Consider the following 19657-nt stretch of genomic DNA (forward strand, 5'->3'; position numbering starts at 1 on the left):
CCCCCAGCCCCGCGCGGGGGATGGGGGCACCACGGCTTGCCGTACTGGAGCCTAGACCTCGAGCAGCTCGGCTTCCTTGTGCTTGAGCAGCTCGTCGATCTTGGCGACGTGCTTCTGGGTGATGTCGTCGAGCTCCTTCTCGGCGCGGCGCACCTCGTCCTCGCCCGCGTCGCCGTCCTTGATCATCTTGTCAAGGGTCTCCTTGGCGGAGCGGCGGATGTTGCGCACCGACACCTTGGCGTGCTCGCCCTTGGCGCGCGCGACCTTGATGTACTCCTTGCGGCGCTCCTCCGACAGCTCGGGGAAGTTCACGCGGATCACCTGGCCGTCGTTGCTCGGGTTGACGCCCAGGTCGGAGTCGCGGATCGCCTTCTCGATCGCGGCCATCGAACCCTTGTCGAAGGGCTGGAGGATGACCATGCGGGCCTCGGGCACGTGGAACGAGGCCAACTGCTGGATCGGAGTCGGCGAACCGTAGTAGTCGGCGTTGATCTTGTTGAACATCGACGGCGTGACTCGGCCCGTGCGGATACTCGCGAAGTCCTCCTTCGCGACCGAGACAGCCTTGTCCATCTTTTCCTCGGCTTCGAGGAGGGTTTCGTCGATCACAGCGGCTCCCTGCTGTTTTGGTCGCCCGTCCGTAGGGTGGGCTCCCTGCTGCCTTGGTCGCCCGTCCGTAGGGTGGGCTCCCGTCTACTTGCCTGCCGGACTCACCAGCGTGCCGATCTTCTCACCGCGGACCGCCCGCAGGATGTTGCCCTCACCCATCAGGTCGAAGACCACGATGGGCAGGTCGTTCTCCTTGCACAGGCTGATCGCGGTCTGGTCCATGACCGTCAGATCGCGTACCAGGACCTCTGCGTAGTCCAGGTGGTCGAACCGCACGGCGTCCGGGTTCTTCCGCGGGTCGGAGTCGTAGACCCCGTCCACCTGCGTGCCCTTCAGCAGCGCCTCGGCGCCGATCTCCAGTGCGCGCTGCGCCGCGCACGTGTCGGTGGAGAAGTACGGGGTGCCGAGCCCGGCGCCGAAGATGACCACGCGGCCCTTCTCCAGGTGCCTGATCGCGCGGCGCGGCAGGAACGGCTCGGCCACCTGCTGCATCGTGATCGCGGTCTGCACGCGGGTCTCGACGCCGCGCTTCTCCAGGAAGTCCTGCAGGGCGAGGCAGTTGATGACCGTGCCGAGCATGCCCATGTAGTCGGCGCGGGCACGGTCCATTCCGCCCTGCGACAGGGTGGCGCCGCGGAACATGTTTCCGCCGCCGACGACCACGGCGACCTGCACGCCCTCGCGCACCGCCTCGGCGATCGAGTCGGCCAGATGACCGACGACGACCGGGTCGATGCCCATCTCCTCGCCGCCGGCGAACGCCTCGCCGGACAGCTTCAGCATGACCCTTCGATACGAAGAAGCCGCCGACGTAGCTGGCTCCTGGTTCTCCTGCACGCGGCGGCCTCCTCGGTAGGTGGTTCTGATGTGGGGCTGAGGGCTTGACTAAGCCTAAGCCTGACCCACCTTGAAGCGAACGAAGCCGAGCACCTCGACGCCGTTGTCCGTGGCGTACTTGGCGATGGACTTCTTGTTGTCCTTCACGAACGCCTGCTGCAGCAGCGTGAAGTCCTTGTACCAGCCGTTGACGCGGCCGTCGACGATCTTGGAGATCGCGGCCTCGGGCTTGCCCTCGTCGCGCGTCATCTCCTCGAAGAGCGCGCGCTCCTTCTCGATGACGTCGGCGGGGACATCCTCGGCCTTGAGGTACTTCGGCGCCATCGCCGCGGCGTGCTGGGCGATGTCCTTGGCGACGTCGGCGTTGGGCTTGTCGAGCTGCACGAGCACGCCGACCGCCGGCGGGAGCTGCGGGTCGGTCTTGTGCATGTACGCGCCGACGTAGCCGCCCTCGAGCACCGCGAAGCGGCGGATCTCGATCTTCTCGCCGAGCGCGACGTTGGCGTCGTCGAGGTGGTTCTGGACGCTCTTGCCGTTGTACTCGGAGGTGAGCAGCGCCGGCACGTCGGCCGGGCGGGTGGCCAGGATGTGGTCGACGACCTCGGCGGCGAGCTCCTGGAAGCGCTCGGCCTTGGCCACGAAGTCGGTCTCGCAGTTGAGCTCGAGCAGCGCCGCGGCGCTGTCACCGTCCTGCTTGAGCGCGACCAGGCCGTTGGAGGCGGTGCGCGACTCGCGCTTGCCGACGTCCTTGGCGCCCTTGAGGCGCAGGATCTCAACGGCGCGGTCGAAGTCGCCCTCGGCCTCCTCGAGCGCCTTCTTGCAGTCCATCATGCCGGCGGCGGTGAGCTCGCGAAGCCGCTTGACGTCGGCCATGTTCACGGAAGCCATTGCTTTTTCCTCGTGGGATCTTCGTCGTGGATCGGGTGGGCGCCGGGATCCGGCCGCCCACCCTTCAAGCCTTCTGTGCCGGTACGGCTGTCGCCGCCGGCTGGTCGGCACGACCCGCGGGAGCCGTACCAGGAGCCTTGATCTTTACTTGCGCGCAGACCTCCGGCGCCGCTCGCGCGGGCCGGGACCGCTTTCGCGGGCCCGCCGCGCCTGCTACCCCGAGTTCGGGTCGTCAGGCGGCGGGCCCGCTCGTGCGGGACCTTCAGGCCTTCTCGGTCTCGTTCTCGACGCCGGCCTCGGCCTCGGCGGGAGCGGCCTCAGCCTCGGCGACGACCTCGGCCTCGTCCTCGGCGACAGCCTCGGCGGCGACGTCGGCGTCTTCGGCGGCGACCTCGTCGGCGACCTCGGGCGCGGCGGCAGCCTCGGGAGCGGCCTCGGTGACAGCCTCAGTGGCGGCCTCGGCGGCGGTGCCCTGCTCGATGAGCTCGCGCTCCCACTCGGCCAGCGGCTCGGCGGCGGCCGGCTTCTCGTCGCCGCGGGCGGCGCCGGAGCGGGCCATCAGACCGGCGGCGACACCGTCGGCGACGACGCGGGTCAGCAGGCCGACGGCGCGGATGGCGTCGTCGTTGCCCGGGATCGGGTAGTCGACCTCGTCGGGGTCGCAGTTGGTGTCGAGGATCGCGACGACCGGGATGCCGAGCTTCTTGGCCTCCGAGATCGCGATGTGCTCCTTCTTGGTGTCGACGATCCACACCGCGCTGGGCACGCGGCCCATGTCACGGATACCGCCGAGCGTGCGCTCCAGCTTCTCCTTCTCGCGGCGGCGCATGAGGAGCTCCTTCTTGGTGAGCCCCGACGCGGCGACGTTGTCGAAGTCGAGCTCCTCGAGCTCCTTCAGACGCTGAAGCCTCTTGTGCACAGTGGAGAAGTTGGTGAGCATGCCGCCCAGCCAGCGCTGGTTGACATACGGCATGCCGACGCGGGCGGCCTGCTCGGCGATGGCCTCCTGGGCCTGCTTCTTGGTGCCGATGAACAGAACCGTGCCGCCGTGGGCGACGGTCTCCTTGACGAAGTCGTAGGCGCGGTCGATGAACGCCAGCGACTTCTGCAGGTCGATGATGTAGATGCCGTTGCGCTCGGTGAAGATGAAGCGCTTCATCTTCGGGTTCCAGCGACGAGTCTGGTGTCCGAAGTGAACGCCGCTCTCGAGCAGCTGTCGCATGGTGACGACGGGGGCCATGTGCTGGTCCTCCAGGTCGGCGCGCCGCGGGGCGCGATTCTCGGTTGTGTCGCGGCAGTCGGGCACTGCCGCCCTGATGCCTCTGAGCCGCTCCTGCCGGAACCTTGCGGCCCGGACCGAGGGATCGGCTCGCGGTGAGGCATGCGAAGTCGGCCCGTCAGTGACAGGCCACCGGAAAGTCTACCTCCCGCGCTGACCTCACGGGTCAGACGGCGTCGTGGTCCTCCGTGGGCAATCCGGGCACCGGACGCTCGGGGCGCAGGTAGATGGAGTACTGCACGACCACGGTACGCGCGTCGCCCGGCGCGTCCTCCCGCGACCCCGCCTGATAGGGCGCCAGCAGCGCCTCCAACTGCTCGCCCAGGAGGCGCATCTCCTCCGGCCCGATGTGCAGGAACTTCCGCCGCCAGGCCGATCCCGCCCGCCACTCCCGCGGCTCGCGGTCCACCTGGCCCATCGACCGCTTCAGGTCGGCGTGGGCCTCGTCGTAGACGGTGTGGATCAGCAGCTCCTTGGCGGCGCGCAGCTCCGGCGCGTCGTCGGGCTCCGTGGACACGCTCAGCCCCTGGCCGGTCGAGCGCCACACGCGCTCCCTGCCGTCGGCGCGGGGCGGGGCGTCCTCCACGAAGCCGTATTTCGCCAGCATGCGCAGGTGGTAGCTGGCGGCGCTCGGGGTGACTCCGGCGAACTCCGCGATCTCGGTGGCCGTCGAGGGTCCTTCGACCTGCAGCCGGTTCAGCATCTCCAGGCGGGCGGGGTGGGCCAGCGCGCGCATCACCTTGGGGTCACTGAGCACGTCGGTCATGTGCAAACCGTACCCGGACGAGACCTGAAGGATTGCTTTTACAGTTATGAAGGATTATCTTCATAGTTGTGAAGGGTTCCCTTCACAGTCTTTGGAGGAGCTCATGACCGTCCCCTTGCGCCGCAGGCCCGACTACCGCCTTCTCTGGGCCTCCCGGACGATCTCGGTCGCCGGTACGGAGGTGTCCAAGCTGGCCGTGCCGCTCACCGGCATCACGCTGCTCGCCGCGAGCCCGTCGCAGATGGGCCTGCTCACGGCCGCCGCCTTCGCGCCCGCGCTGCTGTTCGGACTGCAGGCCGGGGCCGTCTCCGACCGCCTGCGCAGGCATCGGCCGCTGATGATCGGCTGCGAGCTCGTCGCCGCGGCGGCGGCGCTGGCCGTACCCGCCGCGTGGCTGCTCGGGATGCTGAGCGTGCCGCTGCTGGTGGCCGTCGCGTTCGTCATCGGCACCGCCGGGGTCGTCTTCCGCGCCGCCAACTTCCCCCACCTGGCCACCGTCGTACCCGCCGGCCAGCGCACCGAGGCCATGGCCGGCCTGCAGGCGTCGTACTCGGTCGCCTCCGTGGCCGGTCCCGGGCTCGGCGGGTTGCTGGTGCAGGTGCTGACGGCGCCGCTCGCCGTACTGGTGGAGGGGGTGTCGTTCCTGCTGTCCGCCCTGCTGATGGGCCGCATCCGCACCCCCGAGTCACACACCCCCGCGGCCTCGCGCGGCATGCTGCGCGACGTCGGCGAGGGCCTGCGCGCCTGCCTTTCGAACCCCTCGCTGCGCGCCCTGCTGGGAGCCGGCGTGACCATCAACTTCTTCGCCATGGCCTACACGGCCGTCTTCATGCTCTACCTGGTCAGCGTCCTGTCCATCCCCAAGGGCCTGATCGGCGTGCTGGTGGCGCTGTCCGGGGTCGGAGGGCTGCTGGGGGCGTGGCTGACCGCCCGCCTGAACCGGCGTACCGGGACGAACCGGCTGCTCAAGTGGTCCGTGGTGCTGTTCCCCGTCGACTTCCTGACGGTCGGGCTGATCGGCGGGCCGATGTGGTGGAAGGTCCTCGCCATGGCCGTCAGCGGGGTGGCCACCGGGATGCTGGTCGTGACCTTCGCCACCTGCCTGGGTGCGGTACAGCTGCGTGAGGCCCCTGCCGAGCTGCGGGGACGGGTCAACGCCACGTTCACGTTCGCGGTGCAGGGAGTGCTGGCGGTGGGCGGTCTCGCGGGTGGCGTGCTGGCCGAGGTGGTGGGGTTGCGGGCGGTCATCCTCGTGTGCGCGGCGGGGATCGCGCTGAGCGCCGTCTGGATCTGGGCATCGCCGTTGCGGGGTTCCGAACTCGCCTCCGCCCGGCCGCGGTCTGGGGAGGTCGTGCGGGCTTCCATGTGGCCGCGCCCGTCTTCCGGGTACGGCCGGCGCGGTCATGTACCGCCCGAGCGGGTCGACCAGACCATGGGCTCGGCCATCTACGAGCTCACCCTGGTCAAGATGCGCTCACTGCTGTGACCCCCGTGCTTTCTGTCCACAGGCCCGCTGACCGGCGGGGTTCGTCCACAGAACCCCGTTCACCCCCTCGCGGGCCGGCGCCGCTCCCCCATCCTGGCCGCCATGATTCGCGCCTCCCTCGCCCTCCTCCTGGCCCTCGCCCCCTCCCCAGAGGCGGTGACCTGGCAGTGGCCCCTGACCGACCACGGAGTGGTACGCCGCTTCGCCCCACCCCCTGCCCCATGGCTGTCCGGCCACCGCGGCGTCGACCTGCGGGCCGACCCGGGCACCGCCGTACACGCCGCGGGCCCGGGCACCATCGGCTACGCCGACCAGCTGGCCGGCCGCGGCGTGGTCACCGTCCACCACCCCAACGGCCTGCGCACCACGTACCTCCCCGTCCTCCCGTCGGTGCGCGCGGGCCAGCACGTGACCACCGGCACCCGGATAGGCACCCTCCAGAACCTCGACCCGCCCCACTGCCCGCAGCACTGCCTCCACTGGGGCCTCCTGCGCGAACGCCGCTACCTGGACCCCCTCCTCCTGACCGGCACCGGGTTGGTCCGCCTCCTCCCGCACTGGCCGGCTCAGATCGGGGCAGAGTAAGACCATGCCGACCGGAGCACCCAGCCAGCCCGACGACGAGGCGGCGCAGATCATCACCGCGTTCGAACGCCACCTCAGGCTGGAGCGCGACCTGTCCCCCCACACCGTCCGCGCCTACGTCTCGGACGTGACCTCGCTCCTGCACCACCTGAGGGACCAGGACGACGGCGAAACGTGGCTGACCGGCCTGGACATAGCCACGCTCCGGCACTGGCTGGCCGCCCAGCACGCCGGAGGGCTGTCCCGGGCGACGCTGGCCCGCCGTACCGCGTGTGCCAGGACTTTCACCGCGTTCTGCCACCGCCAGGGCCTGATCCCCACCGACCCGGGCCTCCTGCTGGGCAGCGCCAAGGCGTCGAGGACGCTGCCCGCCGTACTGGACCAGCCCCAGGCCCAGGCCGCCCTGACCCCAACGGACGAGACGACCCCCAAGTCCCTGCGCGACCAGGCGATCCTCGAACTCCTCTACGCCACCGGCATCCGCGTGAGCGAACTGTGCTCCCTGGACGTGAACGACGTGGACCGCACCCGCCACGTCATCCGAGTCGTGGGCAAGGGCCGCAAAGAACGCACCGTCCCCTTCGGCCTCCCCGCCCTGCGAGCCGTCGACCTGTGGTGCGTCAACGCCCGCCCCCTCTGGAGCACCCCCAGGTCCGCCGATGCCCTCTTCCTGGGCACAAGAGGCGGACGCATCGACCCCGGCACCGTCCGCCGCATCGTTCACACCCGCCTGCGCCAGGTGGAGGGCGCCCCAGACCTGAGCCCCCACGGCCTACGCCACAGCGCCGCCACCCACCTCCTGGAGGGCGGCGCCGACCTGCGCAGCGTCCAAGAACTCCTGGGCCACTCCTCCCTGAACACCACCCAGATCTACACCCACGTCTCCATCGACCGCCTCCGAGCCGCCTACCGCCAAGCCCACCCCCGCGCCTAACCCTCGGCACCCCACCAACCCACCCCACCCCGGGGCCCGTTTCACGCTGCCCCGCACCCCCGCACCCCCGCACCCCCGCACCCCCGCACCCCCGCACCCCCGCACCCCCGCACCCAGTGCGACGCTCTCCGCAGCACGCTCGTTATCCAGCGGGAGTTATCCACACCCCACCCGCGACCACGCCCGGCCGTCCCCAGAACCCCGTTCGGCGATTTCCCGAGATCCCCGTCTGCGCGACAGTCATCGACATGTCCGCGAAACAAGACCTCGGCAGGCAAGGCGAGCAGCTAGCCGTCACATACCTGCAGTCCGAGGGCATGGAGATCATCGAGCGCAACTGGCGCTGCCGCCACGGCGAGATCGACATCATCGCCCGAGACGGCCCAACCCTCGTGGTGGTCGAGGTCAAGACCCGCTCCACCCGCTCCCACGGCTCCGCCCTGGAGTCAGTGAGCCCCATGAAGCTCTCCCGCCTCCGCATGCTCGCCGCGAAATGGCTGGCCGCCCAGCCGTGCGGCTACGAAACCGTCCGCGTGGACGTCATAGCCCTCGAACGCTTCGCCGGCGACTTCTCGATACGCCACATCCGGGGGGCGATCTGAATGGCCGTAGCCCGCACCAGAAGCGTCACCCTCATCGGCGTAACCGGCCGCACGGTGGAGGTGGAGGCCGACGTGGGCAACGGCCTGGCCGGCATCTCCCTGATCGGCCTGCCCGACACCGCCCTGAGCGAGGCCCGCGAGCGGGTGCGTTCCGCGATGGTCAACAGCAACTACCCATGGCCGGACGCCCGCATCACGGTCAGCCTTTTCCCCGCGAGCCTCCCCAAACGAGGCAGCCAGTTCGACTTGGCGATCGCGGTGGCCATCCTGGGCGCGGCCGGCGTGGTCCCCGCCGAACGCCTGGCGTCCTTCTCCTTCCTCGGCGAACTGGGGCTGGACGGCCGCCTGCGCCCCGTCCGCGGCATCCTCCCGTCCGTCCTGAGCACCGCGAAGGAGGGCGACATAACGGTCGTGGTCCCCACCGCGAACGCCGCCGAGGCCAGCCTCGTCCCCGACGTGAAGGTGGTCCCGGTGCGCGACCTCCGCCAGCTGGCCGAATGGCTACGCAGAGGCGACGACCCACCCGAACCGGAAATCCCAGAAACCCCGCCCACCCCCACGACCTCCCAGGTACGGCCCAGCGTCGACCTGGCCGACGTCGTAGGCCAGCCGCTGGGCAGACGAGCCCTGGAAGTGTGCGCGGCGGGCGGCCACAACCTCTGGCTCCTCGGCCCGCCAGGCACCGGCAAGACCCTCCTGGCCGAACGCCTGCCCACCCTCCTGCCCGACCTGCCACTGGATCACGCCCTGGAGGTGACCGCCATCCACTCGGTAGCCGGCGTCCTGCCGCCCGACAGCCCCATGATGAGCAGGCCGCCGTTCGTAAGCCCGCACCACACGGCAACGCCCGCGGCCATAGTCGGCGGCGGCAGCACGATCATCCGTCCGGGCGCCGCGTCCCTTGCCCACCGGGGCGTCCTGTTCCTGGACGAGGCTCCGGAGTTCCAGCGCTACGTCCTCGACTCACTACGCCAACCTCTGGAATCGGGCTACGTAACCGTCTCCCGGGCAGCGGGCTCCGTGACCTTCCCCGCACGCTTCATGCTGATCCTCGCCGCCAACCCCTGCCCATGCTCACAGCCGCAGGAAGGCAACCAAACCTGCCGCTGCGCCCCCGTCGTCAAACGCCGCTACCTGGGCAAACTCTCCGGCCCGTTGCTGGACCGCATCGACATGAAGGTCACGGTGGCCCGCTCCTCCCGCAGAGAACTGATGGCCGACCGCCACTTCGTCGAGTCCAGCGAGGTGGTGGCCGCCCGGGTGAAGGCAGCCAGAGAGCGAGCCGCCAGACGCCTGTCCCGCACCCCGTGGCGCACCAACGCCGAAGTCCCGTCCACGGCCCTCCACACCGACTTCCGCCCCACGAACGACGCCATGAAGCCCCTGTCGGTCAGCCTCGACACCGGCACGTTGAGCACACGAGGCCTGGACCGCATCATCCGAGTCGCCTGGACCCTCTCGGACCTGGCGGGAAAGGACCGTCCCGAGGTGGAAGAAGTCTCGACTGCGCTGGCCCTGTGGCTGGGGGTGGGCTGATGCCCCACAACGACGACCTCCTGGCCCGCGTGGCCCTCATGCGAGCCGCGGACGCCGGAGACAAGCTCATGGGCCGCCTGGTGGCCCAGTTCGGCGCCGTGGAAACCCTCCGCCTGATCCACGCCCACGCCAGGTCCTCAGGCACCCCCGCCCTCCGCACCACAACCCCGACCACCTGCCCCCCACCCACACCCCTGCCAATCCCCCTCCACCCAGCCACCCCGCTCGACCCCCACACAGCCACCCCGCTCAACATCCACGCAGCCGCCGCACCCAACGTCCACACAGCCGCCCCACCCAACGTCCGCGTAGCCGCCGCACTCGACCCCAACACAGCCACGTCGCTCAACGTCCACGCAGCCGCCCCGCTCGACCCGCGTCCCGCTGCTGCGCTCAACACCGCGGCCCTCCCGACCGCGCCCCACCCCGAGTCGTCGACCGCAGCACCACACGTCAGCTCTCCTGCCACGTCCTGCCGGACCGCATCCCCCGCCATCGCTCCCAACGCGACATCCCCCATAACCCCGCACCACGTCTCGTCGCAGACCGCGCTCCTCCGCGCCATTCCTCGCCAGGCCGCCACTTGCGAGGGCCAGGGCTGTCATTGCCAACCGCCGTCCGTGGCCGCTCCTCCCCAGGCGGCGTCCCCGACCTTGCTCTCTCAGGCCACCTGCCATGGCAACTCACAACACCCCACCGGACAGCAGATGCCGACCTGCTGCCGGGAAACTCCCGGACCTGCGGGTCCGCAGGATGTCCTGACCGGACGTGTCCTCCGGGCCGGAGACCCGCCGCACGCCTACCGCGGGGAGTGGGTCCAGCTCAGGACCGAGGGCAACCTCGCGCTGCACCCGACACTCGAGCCTGAGCACCAAGGCGGCCACGCGTGCCGTCACCCTGGCGAGGAGCGCGACGGAGGCCAACGCCCCAGCGACCGGGCGGCCACAACCGACCGGGCGGCCACGCGGGAGGCGACGGCGTCGGATGCGCAGGAAGCCAGGCTCAGTCGGCGGCTGCGGGCGTGGCAGGCGCGGCTGGAGGCCGCCGACCCGGAAGCGGATCTGGCGGCAGGCGAGAAGACGGGCGCCCGGCTGATCATCCCCGGCACCCCCGAATGGCCCACCCAGCTCGACCAACTCGGCGACAGCCGCCCCCTCGGCCTGTGGGTGAACGGTTCGGCCGACCTCCGCTACTCCTGCCTGCGTTCGGTGTCGATCGTGGGCGCACGGGCGGCGACGCCGTACGGGATGCATGTGGCGGGTGAGTTCGCGGCGGGCATGGCCGAGTCCGGCTGGACGGTCATCTCAGGCGGCGCCCTCGGCATCGACGGCGCCGCGCACCGGGGGACGCTGGCCGGCGGGGGCACCACGATCGCCGTCCTGGCCTGCGGGGTGGACATCGCCTACCCGAGCGGTCATCACGACCTGTTCACGGAGATCAAGGCGGACGGCGCGGTCATCAGCGAATGCCCGCCAGGCGTTCACCCGACCCGCGCCCGCTTCCTGATCAGGAACCGCCTCATAGCCGCCCTCTCCCGGGGAACCCTCGTGGTGGAGGCGGCGCTGCGCAGCGGCGCGGCGAACACCGCTGCCCACGCGCTGACCCTGTCGCGCCACCTGGCGGTGGTCCCGGGTCCGGTCACGTCGGAGATGTCCGCAGGCTGCCACCGCCTGCTCCGCGACCGCAAGGCCGTCTGCGTGACCACCCCGGCGGAACTCATCGACCTGGTCGGCATGATCGGCGACGACCTGGCCCCGACCCCGCGCGGCCCCGTGGTGCCCCACGACACGCTCTCAGAGACGGCCAGGAGCGTCCTGGACGCCGTACCCGGCAGAGGTGGTGCGGGCACCGCCACAATCGCGGTAGCCGCGGGCACAGACCTCTCCACGACCCTCAGCGCCCTCGGCAGCCTGGCCGCCGCCGGCTACGTCCTCCGCACCCCCAAAGGCTGGCGCCTCAAACCCGGCGCCTTCTCCCACCCCTGACCCCAAACCCAGAGCCCAGAGGCCCCACCTCTGGCAACCACCAACCGGGAGCACACATGGCACCAGACCGCCAGAAGAGATCGGATCGCCAGGGGACCTCGTGGTGCCGCGTCAAGCACAGCGCCCAGCGGACGAGGGCGGGCACCCTGCGGTCCGGTGACCGAGGGCAGGCGCCCCGCTGTCCGGTGACCGAGGGCAGGCGCCCCGCTGTCCGGTGACCGAGGGCAGGCGCCCCGCTGTCCGGTGACCGAGGGCAGGCGCCCTGCGGTCCGGTGGCCGAGAAGACCCCACCGCGCGGGGTTGCCGAGGACCGCCACAGGCGGCGGACCACTATGGGCAGCCCCTTGGCGCACGGCTACCGGGAAGGCCTCGCCTCGCGGGCTCCGAGGAGCGCCACACGTGCCGGGCCGCTGAGGGCAACCACTGGTACTCGGTGACCGGGAAGTCCGCACCGCATCTGTGTCGGCAGGGGCCGAATCTGTGTCGGCTGGGGCCAAGGGCAAGAGGGCTGAGGCCAAGGGCAGAAGGGCTGGGTTGCTGGGCAAGTCGTCCGACGCGGAACAGAGCCCGTAGAAGACGTAGGCACCGGAGACGTAGGAAGCCGAAAGGCGCAAGCGGACGGGCGGTGCTGGTGACGCAAGGTGATGGGGCGCCGGACCGGGGCCGATGGGAGGCAAGGGGATGTTGAGCAGCATGCGAGAGGCCCCCAGTGTCGTCACGGACTCCAGAGGCCAACCCGGTAAGCCGAAACCCCTACTTGGAGAAGCCCTCCTTGGGCATCTCGAGGTCGGCCTTGGCCAGTTCTTCGACGTTCACATCCTTGAACGTCACCACCCGTACATTCTTAACAAACCGTGCAGGCCGGTACATGTCCCAAACCCACGCATCCTGCATCTTCACGTCGAAGAACACATCGCCGTTCCCCGCCGTCTTCACGTCGAGATCCACCGAGTTCGTCAGGTAGAAGCGCCGCTCCGTCTCCACGACGTAGGTGAACAGGCCCACGACATCCCGGTACTCGCGGTAAAGCTGCAGCTCCATCTCGGTTTCGTACTTTTCGAGATCTTCTGCGCTCATCGCGTCCCTCCTGTAGTTCCGAGGTCAGGCAACCCCGGCCCCCATTTCATTGTCACCCATCTCCCTTGCCACAGTGACGAAGGAGAACCGGTGATGCGAGCACGGACCGTGAGCTTCCAGTGCCCGCCGGTGCCGAGCGGTCGTGTACCCCTTGTGCTCGGCGAAACCGTAGGCGGGAAACTCCGTGTCCAGCGAGACCATCATCCGGTCTCGCGTCACTTTCGCCACGATGGAGGCCGCCGCCACGCATGCGGCGACCTGGTCCCCCTTCCATACCGCCAGCGACGGCGCCGGCAGGCCCGGCACGGGAAAGCCGTCGGTCAGGATGTATTCCGGGTCTGTCGTCAACTGCGCCACCGCCCGCCGCATTCCCGCCACGTTGCACCGGTGCAGCCCGCGCGCGTCGATCTCCTGCGGCGGGATGACGACAACCCCGACGTCGGCGCTCTTGGTGACCAAGGTGTAGAGGCGCTCGCGGGTGGCCGCTGTCAGGAGTTTCGAGTCCCCCAGACCCGGAATCTCCTTGCGGAGGATCACCGCCGCGACCACCAGAGGCCCGGCACAGGCGCCGCGACCGGCCTCGTCCACCCCGGCGATCGGGGTGAGACCGCGGCGGGCCAGCGCTCTCTCGTACGCGTAAAGCCCGGAATCTCGCCGGACAACGCTCGGTCGGGGGCGGAACGCAACTGTCATGACAGACGCAGCGTACGCCCCAATAGCCGCAAACCGCGACCGGAAAGGCGCTTACTTCACCTTGTCGAAGGACTCCGGTTTCTGGAAGATCTCGCCCCGGCCCAGCGGCCAGTAGCGTACGAACGCCTTGCCGACCACGTCCTCCTCGGAGATCCACCCGGCGGCGCCCTCCTGCTTGACGTGGTCACGCGAGTCCTGCGACATCGACCGGTGGTCGCCCATGAGGAACAGCTTGCCCGCCGGCACGGTGTACTTGAAGTCCTCGCCCGACGGCTCGTTGTCCGGGAACAGGTAGGACTTCTCGTCAAGCGCGACGCCGTTGACCGTGACCCGGCGCTTGGAGTCGCAGCACGCCACCTTGTCGCCGCCGACGCCGATGACGCGCTTGATGGTGTCCTGTCCGTCCCAGCCCTTGAAGACCACGATGTCGCCCCGCTCCGGCTTGCCGGCGAGCTTGTTGACGAACACCCGGTCGTTGATCTGAAGCGTGTTCTCCATCGACTCAGACGGGATGTAGAAGGAGCCGACCACGAACGCCTGCAGCAGCAGCGCGATGCCGACGCCCAGCACCAGCAGGAGCACTGTCTCGCGGAATCCGCCCTTTTTCTTCTTCTTCTCGGCGGGCTCCGCCTTCTTGGTGACGGCCATCAGCGCTTCCTCCTCAGCACCCACCGCCGACGCACCAGCACCAGCGGCACCGCGAACGCGAACCCGGCGACCAGCGGCAGCCCCCCGGCCATGGCCTGCAGCGCGGGCTGCGCGAACGTCTCGGGGATCGGCAGCGTCGCCGCCCGCGAGAAAGGCCAGACGATGACGAACGCCCGCCCGATGACCTGGCTCTCCGGGATCGAACCGCCACCCGGATCGCCCTGGTGGGCACGCGAGTCGAGCGAGACCACGCGGTGGTCGCCCATCACCCACAGCCGCCCTTCGGGCACCGTGATCTCGAACGGCTCCCGCGACGGCACATTGCCCGGATAGAGGTAGCTTTCCTCATCGATCGCCACGCCATTGACCGAGATGCGGCCCTTGGAGTCGCAGCACTTCACCTTGTCGCCGCCGACACCGATGACCCGCTTGATGTAGTCCTTCTCACCGGGAACCACGCCGAAGGCCGTGCCCACCCAGCGGAAGAAGGCCGCGATCGGGTTCGACGGCTCCTCCATCACGAACTCGCCGTCCCAGGAGTCGACCCCGGAGAAGACCACGACGTCACCGCGCTCGATGTCACGCGTGTGGTAGACCAGCTTGTTCACCAGCACCCTGTCGTTCTTCAGCAGGGTGTTCTCCATCGACTCAGACGGAATGTAGAACGCCTGGATCACGAACGTCTTGATGATCAAGGCCAGTACGAGGGCCACGACGACCAGGACGGGAAGTTCCTTCCAGAACGACCCTTTCTTGTCCTTCTTTTTGGGGTCCTTGGCCTTCTGAGTCTCTTCGGCGACCACGTCCACCTCGTCCTTGACAGGGCGGCGCGCTGCGCCGTTCTCCTGGCTCTCGCTAGTCATCGCTGACGAGCCTAGATGATGCATGGGCTCGACAAGCCTCGACCGACGGTACACCCGCCCGCGAGTCGTTCCATATAAAGAAAAGCCCGGTACGGCCAAGCGGTACCGGGCTTTTGGATCGCGCCTTACTTGGCGGGCGCGTTCTCACGCTTCTCGCGGATGCGGGCGGCCTTGCCGCGCAGGTCACGCATGTAGTAGAGCTTGGCGCGGCGGACGTCGCCGCGGGTGACCAGCACGATCTTCTCGATGACCGGGCTGTGCACCGGGAAGGTGCGCTCGACGCCCACGCCGTAGCTCACCTTGCGGACGGTGAAGGTCTCGCGGGCGCCGGCGCCCTGGCGGCGCAGCACGAAGCCCTTGAAGACCTGGATACGCGACCGGTTGCCTTCGACGACTCGCACGTGAACCTCGAGCGTGTCACCGGGACGGAAGTCCGGCACGTCGCTGCGCAGGGTCGCTTTGTCGAGCTCCTGGATCTTCGTGTGCATGAGAGCTGTTACCTCAAAGTCTTCGCGAGCACGCGGAGGTCCACCCGGCCGCGGCTCGCGGCGGACACGCCTGCTTCCATGATGAACCCGGGCGTCCCCCGGGCACGGCGAACCAACCACATGACGGGTTGGCAGCGATTCAGTTTGCCACATGTTCGCGCGTGAAGCGAAACGAAGCCTGCCAAGAGAGCTCGGCCTCCAGAAGGACAACAAAAGGGCTCAGACGCAGAACGGCAGGGCCTCTCGGGCGAGGACCCCGGGGAACAAGCCCGTGGGAGGGCTCCGCCTGCACGACGCCGAAGAGGGTCCAGGTGGTCAGAAAACCCTGGGCCCGCGGCAGCCGAGGACGCGCCGCATGCAGGGATGACGAGGGCCGTTGGGCCAGGGGGGTCGTGGGGGCCTCGCGCGCCCGCACGATGGCGGGGGACGTCGGGCCAAGGGTGCGGGCGGCTCTGGCCGCATGGCTGTGAGGGGGGATGGCGAGGGGTGTTAGGGGGATTCCGGGGTGTGCAGTTCTTCGAGTAGGGCTCGGTCGTGTTTGTCGAGCGTTTCCGGGTCCAGGTCCGCCGCCAGTTCCGGCCGGTTCGCGACGGTACGGCGCAGCGCCTGGTCCCGTCGCCACCTGGCGACCTTCCCATGGTGCCCGCTCAGCAACACACCAGGCACCTCATGCCCCCGCCAAACCGGCGGCTTGGTGAAGACGGGCCCTTCCAGGAGATTACGCATCGAACCAGGAGCGAACGAGTCATCCACCACCGAGCACGCGTTGCCCAGTACACCGGGCAGCAACCGGCCGATCGCCTCCACCATCACCAGCACCGCGACCTCACCCCCGGCCAGCACGTAGTCGCCGATGCTCACCTCGTCCACGCGCAGGCGCGAGCCGTACTCGGTCATGACGCGGGAGTCGATGCCCTCGTAGCGCCCGCAGCAGAACAGCAGCCACTCCTCGCGCGCCAGTTCCTGCGCCAGCTCCTGCGTGAACGGCCGTCCGCTCGGCGTCGGCACGATCATGCGGGGTGCGCCGTCGCCGATCACGGTGTCGATCGCCTCGCCCCACACCTCGGGCTTCATCACCATGCCGGGACCCCCGCCGTAGGGGGTGTCGTCGACGGTCTTGTGCACGTCGTGCGCCCAGTCGCGCAGCTGGTGGAGACGGACGTCGAGGGTGCCGCGCTCGCGGGCCTTGCCGATCAGGGAGACGTCGAGGGGGGCGAAGTACTCGGGGAAGATCGAGACGATGTCGAGGCGAAGCATGTCAGAGCAACCCCTCCGGCGGGTCGACGACCAGCTTGCCCCCGGGCAGGTCGACCTCGGGCACCAGCGCCTTCACGAACGGGATCAGGGCGTCTTCCCGGCCGCCGCCGCGGCGTACGACGAGGAGGTCCTGACCGTGGTGGAGCACGTCGGTCACCTCGCCCACGGGCGTGCCCGCGACGGTCACGACCGCGAGCCCGATGAGCTGGTGGTCGTGGAACTCGTCGGGGTCGTCGGAGGGCGCCACGTCGGCGGAGTCGATGACGAGCATGGTGCCGCGCAGTTCCTCGGCCGCATCGCGCGCGGTGAAGCCCTCGAAGCGCAGCAGCAGCACGCTCTTGTTCCAGCGGCGGCTCTCGACGACGAGCGGGCCGCGCGCGGCCGGGTCGGTGGTCAGCGCGGTGCCGGGCGCGAAACGCAGCTCGGGCTCGTCGGTGCGCACCTCCACGGTGACCTCGCCGCGGACACCATGCGGACGTCCGATCCGCCCCACTACCAGCTGCACGATCTTTTCCTTCTCTCCATGTACGGCACGCCCCAACGCGAGCGCCCCCATCGGAGAACCGATGAGGGCGCGTGAAACCAGCGGGCTAGCGGACCGTTTCGTGCAGGTCGAGCAGATCGACCCGGACGTACTTTCCGTCAGCCAGTGCGTTCACGACGGTGCGCAGCGCCTTAGCGGTGCGGCCGCCGCGGCCGATGACCTTACCGAGGTCGTCGGGGTGCACCCGGACCTCGAGAACGCGCCCGCTGCGAATGCGGCGTGCGCGGACCCGGACGTCGTCAGGATGTTCGACGATGCCCTTAACGAGGTGCTCGAGGGCCTCCTCGAGCACGTCAGCCCTCGCCCTCGGTGGGGGTCTCGGCCGGCGTCTCGGCGGGGGCCTCGGCCGGAGCCGGAGCCTCGTCCTTCTTCTTCGCCTTCTTCGGCGTGGTGCCGCTGTTGCCGGTGTCGCCACCGGACAGGGCCTCCTTGGCGGCGGCCTCGTAGACCGCGTGGCGGTCGGCGGGGGCCTCGGCCACCTTCAGCGGAGCCGGCGCGGCCTCGCCCTTGAACTTCTGCCAGTCACCGGTGAGCTTGAGCAGCTTGAGCACGGGCTCGGTCGGCTGCGCGCCCACACCCAGCCAGTAGGCGGCGCGCTCGGCGTCGATCTGGATGAGCGAAGGGTCTTCCTTCGGGTGGTACAGGCCGATCTCCTCGATCGCCCGGCCGTCACGCTTGGTGCGGCTGTCGGCGACGACGATGCGGTACTGCGGGTTGCGGATCATGCCGAGCCGCTTGAGCTTGATCTTGACTGCCACGGGTGTGGTCTCTCCTGCAATCGAGCGTGGGTGAACGGTTTGCCATCGAGTGGGGCACGATGGCGGGCCGCTCGAGGGACAGGCGCGGCCGGCGGGAGGTGAGAGGGCACCCGCCTGGTCACGGTGTTCCAACATGCCATTGTGCCAGACCGTGGGTACTGACAGCGACACGGCACGTGGGGCACGGCGGCGCGCGCCGTACCCCACGGGAAGCTATTTCTTGTCGTCGCCGGGAAGCTGGAACTTCGACGGGTCGAAACCGGGCGGAAGCTGCATCCCGGGCGGGAGTTTGGGACCGCCGCCGAGGTTGCCCAGCAGGCCGCCCTTCTTGGGGGGCGCGGCGTCGTCCTCGGGTGACGGGGCGGGCTTGCCCAGCGCCGCCTTGCGCGGGTCGCCGCTGACCCTGCGGCCCTTCTTGTTCTTCTTCTGCTGCTTGGCGGCCTTGTTACGGCCGCCCGGCATGCCGGGGATGCCCATGCCGCCGGCCATCCGCTTCATCATCTTCTGGGCTTCGTGGAAGCGGGTGATGAGGTTGCTGACCGCGGTCACCGTCACGCCGGAGCCGGCGGCGATGCGGGCCCGGCGGGAGCCATTGATGATCTTCGGGTCGCTGCGCTCGCCCGGGGTCATCGAGCGGATGATCGCGGCGATGCGGTCGAGGTCGCGGTCGTCGATGGAGTCGAGCTGGTCGCGCATCTGCCCCATGCCGGGCATCATGCCGAGCAGGTTCTTGATGGGGCCCATCTTCTGGACCATCATCATCTGCTCGAGGAAGTCCTCGAGCGTGAAGTTCTCGCCCGAGGTGAGCTTGCCCGCCATCTTGGCGGCCTGCTCCTCGTCGAACGTCTTCTGCGCCTGCTCGATCAGGGTGAGGACGTCACCCATGTCGAGGATGCGGGAGGCCATCCGGTCGGGGTGGAAGGCGTCGAAGTCTTCCAGCTTCTCGCCCGTGGAGGCGAACATGATCGGCTTGCCGGTGATGTGCCGCACCGAGAGGGCCGCGCCGCCGCGGGCGTCGCCGTCGAGCTTGGTCAGGACCACGCCGTCGAAGCCGACGCCCTCCATGAACGCCTGGGCGGTGGTCACCGCGTCCTGGCCGATCATGGCGTCGACCACGAAGAGGACCTCGTCGGGCGAGACCGCGTCGCGGATGTCGGCGGCCTGCTTCATCATCTCCTGGTCGATGCCCAGGCGGCCGGCGGTGTCGATGAGGACCACGTCGTGCTGCTTCTGGCGGGCGACCTCGATCGACTGCCTGGCGACCTCGATCGGGTCGCCGACGCCGTTGCCGGGCTCGGGCGCGTAGGTGACGACGCCCGCGCGCTCGCCCATGACCTGGAGCTGGTTGACCGCGTTGGGACGCTGCAGGTCCGCGGCGACCAGCAGCGGCACGTGGCCCTGCTCGCGCAGCCAGCGGGCCAGCTTGCCGGCCAGTGTCGTCTTGCCCGCGCCCTGCAGACCCGCCAGCATGATGACGGTCGGCGGCGTCTTGGCGAAGCGGAGCCTGCGCGTCTCGCCGCCGAGGATGGCGATGAGCTCCTCGTTGACGATCTTGACGACCTGCTGCGCCGGGTTGAGCGCGCCGGAGACCTCCGAGCCCCGGGCACGCTCCTTGACCTGGGCGACGAACGCCTTGACCACCGGCAGCGCGACATCGGCCTCGAGCAGCGCGATGCGGATCTCGCGGGTGGTCGCGTCGATGTCGGCGTCGGACAGCCGACCCTTGGAACGGAGGGAGGAGAAGACCGATGTCAACCGGTCGGAAAGCGTCTCGAACACGTGGTTGGCCAGTCCTCGATGCGGTTATGCGTGGTCTGGACCC

The 19657-nt window shown here is 69.4% G+C and carries 21 protein-coding genes; 6 read left to right on the forward strand and 15 right to left on the reverse strand.

The genetic code is table 11. The features are described from left to right. Positions 1-51: 51 nt before the first annotated feature. From frr to ACFWY5_RS21585, 5 genes are all read right to left on the reverse strand, one after another. The gene (frr, locus tag ACFWY5_RS21565) at positions 52-609 is read right to left on the reverse strand and encodes a ribosome recycling factor (protein WP_379620388.1); all 558 of its coding nucleotides are present in this window, start codon (positions 607-609) and stop codon (positions 52-54) included. An 84-nt stretch (positions 610-693) separates the two neighbouring features. Further along, positions 694-1392, reverse strand: a complete 699-nt coding sequence (gene pyrH / locus ACFWY5_RS21570) for a UMP kinase (protein WP_379620386.1) — start codon at positions 1390-1392, stop codon at positions 694-696. Between the two features lie 108 nt (positions 1393-1500). After that, positions 1501-2334 carry a translation elongation factor Ts gene (gene tsf, locus ACFWY5_RS21575; protein WP_379620384.1) on the reverse strand — a complete coding sequence of 278 codons (834 nt, stop codon included), beginning with the start codon at positions 2332-2334 and terminating at the stop codon, positions 1501-1503. A gap of 262 nt (positions 2335-2596) precedes the next feature. Further along, positions 2597-3574 (reverse strand): 30S ribosomal protein S2, encoded by a 978-nt coding sequence (gene rpsB, locus ACFWY5_RS21580; RefSeq protein ID WP_379633844.1) that lies wholly within the window; start codon positions 3572-3574, stop codon positions 2597-2599. Positions 3575-3779: 205 nt separating this feature from the next. Further along, complete coding sequence (locus tag ACFWY5_RS21585) at positions 3780-4379, reverse strand: ArsR/SmtB family transcription factor (protein ID WP_379620382.1); 600 nt, start codon at positions 4377-4379, stop codon at positions 3780-3782. A gap of 103 nt (positions 4380-4482) precedes the next feature. On the opposite strand from ACFWY5_RS21585, the gene ACFWY5_RS21590 reads away from it, so the two are divergent. From ACFWY5_RS21590 to dprA, 6 genes are all read left to right on the forward strand, one after another. Further along, the gene (locus ACFWY5_RS21590) at positions 4483-5865 is read left to right on the forward strand and encodes an MFS transporter (protein WP_379633846.1); all 1383 of its coding nucleotides are present in this window, start codon (positions 4483-4485) and stop codon (positions 5863-5865) included. A gap of 102 nt (positions 5866-5967) precedes the next feature. Beyond that, on the forward strand, positions 5968-6450 hold the full coding sequence (locus ACFWY5_RS21595) for a murein hydrolase activator EnvC family protein (protein WP_379633848.1): 483 nt from the start codon (positions 5968-5970) through the stop codon (positions 6448-6450). A gap of 4 nt (positions 6451-6454) precedes the next feature. Further along, positions 6455-7384 carry a tyrosine recombinase XerC gene (locus ACFWY5_RS21600; protein ID WP_379633850.1) on the forward strand — a complete coding sequence of 310 codons (930 nt, stop codon included), beginning with the start codon at positions 6455-6457 and terminating at the stop codon, positions 7382-7384. Positions 7385-7632: 248 nt separating this feature from the next. Continuing rightward, on the forward strand, positions 7633-7986 hold the full coding sequence (locus tag ACFWY5_RS21605) for a YraN family protein (RefSeq protein WP_379620374.1): 354 nt from the start codon (positions 7633-7635) through the stop codon (positions 7984-7986). Next, positions 7987-9522, forward strand: coding sequence for a YifB family Mg chelatase-like AAA ATPase (locus tag ACFWY5_RS21610; protein ID WP_379633852.1), 1536 nt, complete (start codon positions 7987-7989; stop codon positions 9520-9522). It abuts the gene before it with no gap. A gap of 707 nt (positions 9523-10229) precedes the next feature. Further along, the gene (gene dprA / locus ACFWY5_RS21615) at positions 10230-11507 is read left to right on the forward strand and encodes a DNA-processing protein DprA (protein ID WP_379633854.1); all 1278 of its coding nucleotides are present in this window, start codon (positions 10230-10232) and stop codon (positions 11505-11507) included. Positions 11508-12260: 753 nt separating this feature from the next. On the opposite strand, the gene ACFWY5_RS21620 is transcribed toward dprA, so the two are convergent. The 10 genes from ACFWY5_RS21620 to ffh form a co-directional block, all read right to left on the reverse strand. Continuing rightward, positions 12261-12584: a DUF2469 domain-containing protein gene (locus ACFWY5_RS21620; RefSeq protein ID WP_184965553.1), complete on the reverse strand. Its 324-nt coding sequence runs from the start codon at positions 12582-12584 to the stop codon at positions 12261-12263. A 24-nt stretch (positions 12585-12608) separates the two neighbouring features. Next, a complete protein-coding gene (locus tag ACFWY5_RS21625; RefSeq protein WP_379633856.1) occupies positions 12609-13277 on the reverse strand; it encodes a ribonuclease HII in 669 nt (222 codons plus the stop codon). A gap of 51 nt (positions 13278-13328) precedes the next feature. Further along, a complete protein-coding gene (lepB, locus tag ACFWY5_RS21630) occupies positions 13329-13925 on the reverse strand; it encodes a signal peptidase I (protein WP_379633858.1) in 597 nt (198 codons plus the stop codon). Continuing rightward, positions 13925-14788 carry a signal peptidase I gene (gene lepB, locus ACFWY5_RS21635; RefSeq protein WP_184965559.1) on the reverse strand — a complete coding sequence of 288 codons (864 nt, stop codon included), beginning with the start codon at positions 14786-14788 and terminating at the stop codon, positions 13925-13927. Before lepB (ACFWY5_RS21635) ends, lepB (ACFWY5_RS21630) begins: the two co-directional genes overlap by 1 nt. A gap of 125 nt (positions 14789-14913) precedes the next feature. Beyond that, entirely contained in the window at positions 14914-15276 is a 363-nt protein-coding gene (gene rplS / locus ACFWY5_RS21640; RefSeq protein WP_379620363.1) for a 50S ribosomal protein L19, read from the reverse strand. Positions 15277-15765: 489 nt separating this feature from the next. Continuing rightward, positions 15766-16533, reverse strand: a complete 768-nt coding sequence (gene trmD / locus ACFWY5_RS21645) for a tRNA (guanosine(37)-N1)-methyltransferase TrmD (RefSeq protein ID WP_379620361.1) — start codon at positions 16531-16533, stop codon at positions 15766-15768. 1 nt (position 16534) lies between these two features. Continuing rightward, positions 16535-17038: a ribosome maturation factor RimM gene (gene rimM, locus ACFWY5_RS21650; RefSeq protein ID WP_379633860.1), complete on the reverse strand. Its 504-nt coding sequence runs from the start codon at positions 17036-17038 to the stop codon at positions 16535-16537. An 85-nt stretch (positions 17039-17123) separates the two neighbouring features. After that, entirely contained in the window at positions 17124-17369 is a 246-nt protein-coding gene (locus ACFWY5_RS21655) for an RNA-binding protein (protein ID WP_379620357.1), read from the reverse strand. A gap of 1 nt (position 17370) precedes the next feature. Then, a complete protein-coding gene (rpsP, locus tag ACFWY5_RS21660; RefSeq protein ID WP_379620355.1) occupies positions 17371-17835 on the reverse strand; it encodes a 30S ribosomal protein S16 in 465 nt (154 codons plus the stop codon). 213 nt (positions 17836-18048) lie between these two features. Then, on the reverse strand, positions 18049-19614 hold the full coding sequence (gene ffh / locus ACFWY5_RS21665) for a signal recognition particle protein (RefSeq protein WP_379620353.1): 1566 nt from the start codon (positions 19612-19614) through the stop codon (positions 18049-18051). Positions 19615-19657: the final 43 nt, after the last annotated feature.

The organism is Nonomuraea sp. NPDC059007, from assembly GCF_042740555.1.
Classification (GTDB): Bacteria; Actinomycetota; Actinomycetes; order Streptosporangiales; family Streptosporangiaceae; genus Nonomuraea.

Coding starts and splice junctions, on each gene's coding strand:
- ACFWY5_RS21620 (WP_184965553.1), bottom strand. CDS start 12,584: ATGAGCGCAGAAGATCTCGAAAAGTACGAAACCGAGATGGAGCTGCAG.
- ACFWY5_RS21590 (WP_379633846.1), top strand. CDS start 4,483: ATGACCGTCCCCTTGCGCCGCAGGCCCGACTACCGCCTTCTCTGGGCC.
- rplS (WP_379620363.1), bottom strand. CDS start 15,276: ATGCACACGAAGATCCAGGAGCTCGACAAAGCGACCCTGCGCAGCGAC.
- lepB (WP_379633858.1), bottom strand. CDS start 13,925: ATGGCCGTCACCAAGAAGGCGGAGCCCGCCGAGAAGAAGAAGAAAAAG.
- tsf (WP_379620384.1), bottom strand. CDS start 2,334: ATGGCTTCCGTGAACATGGCCGACGTCAAGCGGCTTCGCGAGCTCACC.
- dprA (WP_379633854.1), top strand. CDS start 10,230: ATGCCGACCTGCTGCCGGGAAACTCCCGGACCTGCGGGTCCGCAGGAT.
- trmD (WP_379620361.1), bottom strand. CDS start 16,533: ATGCTTCGCCTCGACATCGTCTCGATCTTCCCCGAGTACTTCGCCCCC.
- lepB (WP_184965559.1), bottom strand. CDS start 14,788: ATGACTAGCGAGAGCCAGGAGAACGGCGCAGCGCGCCGCCCTGTCAAG.
- ACFWY5_RS21600 (WP_379633850.1), top strand. CDS start 6,455: ATGCCGACCGGAGCACCCAGCCAGCCCGACGACGAGGCGGCGCAGATC.
- pyrH (WP_379620386.1), bottom strand. CDS start 1,392: ATGCTGAAGCTGTCCGGCGAGGCGTTCGCCGGCGGCGAGGAGATGGGC.
- ACFWY5_RS21605 (WP_379620374.1), top strand. CDS start 7,633: ATGTCCGCGAAACAAGACCTCGGCAGGCAAGGCGAGCAGCTAGCCGTC.
- ACFWY5_RS21610 (WP_379633852.1), top strand. CDS start 7,987: ATGGCCGTAGCCCGCACCAGAAGCGTCACCCTCATCGGCGTAACCGGC.
- ACFWY5_RS21595 (WP_379633848.1), top strand. CDS start 5,968: ATGATTCGCGCCTCCCTCGCCCTCCTCCTGGCCCTCGCCCCCTCCCCA.
- ACFWY5_RS21585 (WP_379620382.1), bottom strand. CDS start 4,379: ATGACCGACGTGCTCAGTGACCCCAAGGTGATGCGCGCGCTGGCCCAC.
- ACFWY5_RS21625 (WP_379633856.1), bottom strand. CDS start 13,277: ATGACAGTTGCGTTCCGCCCCCGACCGAGCGTTGTCCGGCGAGATTCC.
- rpsB (WP_379633844.1), bottom strand. CDS start 3,574: ATGGCCCCCGTCGTCACCATGCGACAGCTGCTCGAGAGCGGCGTTCAC.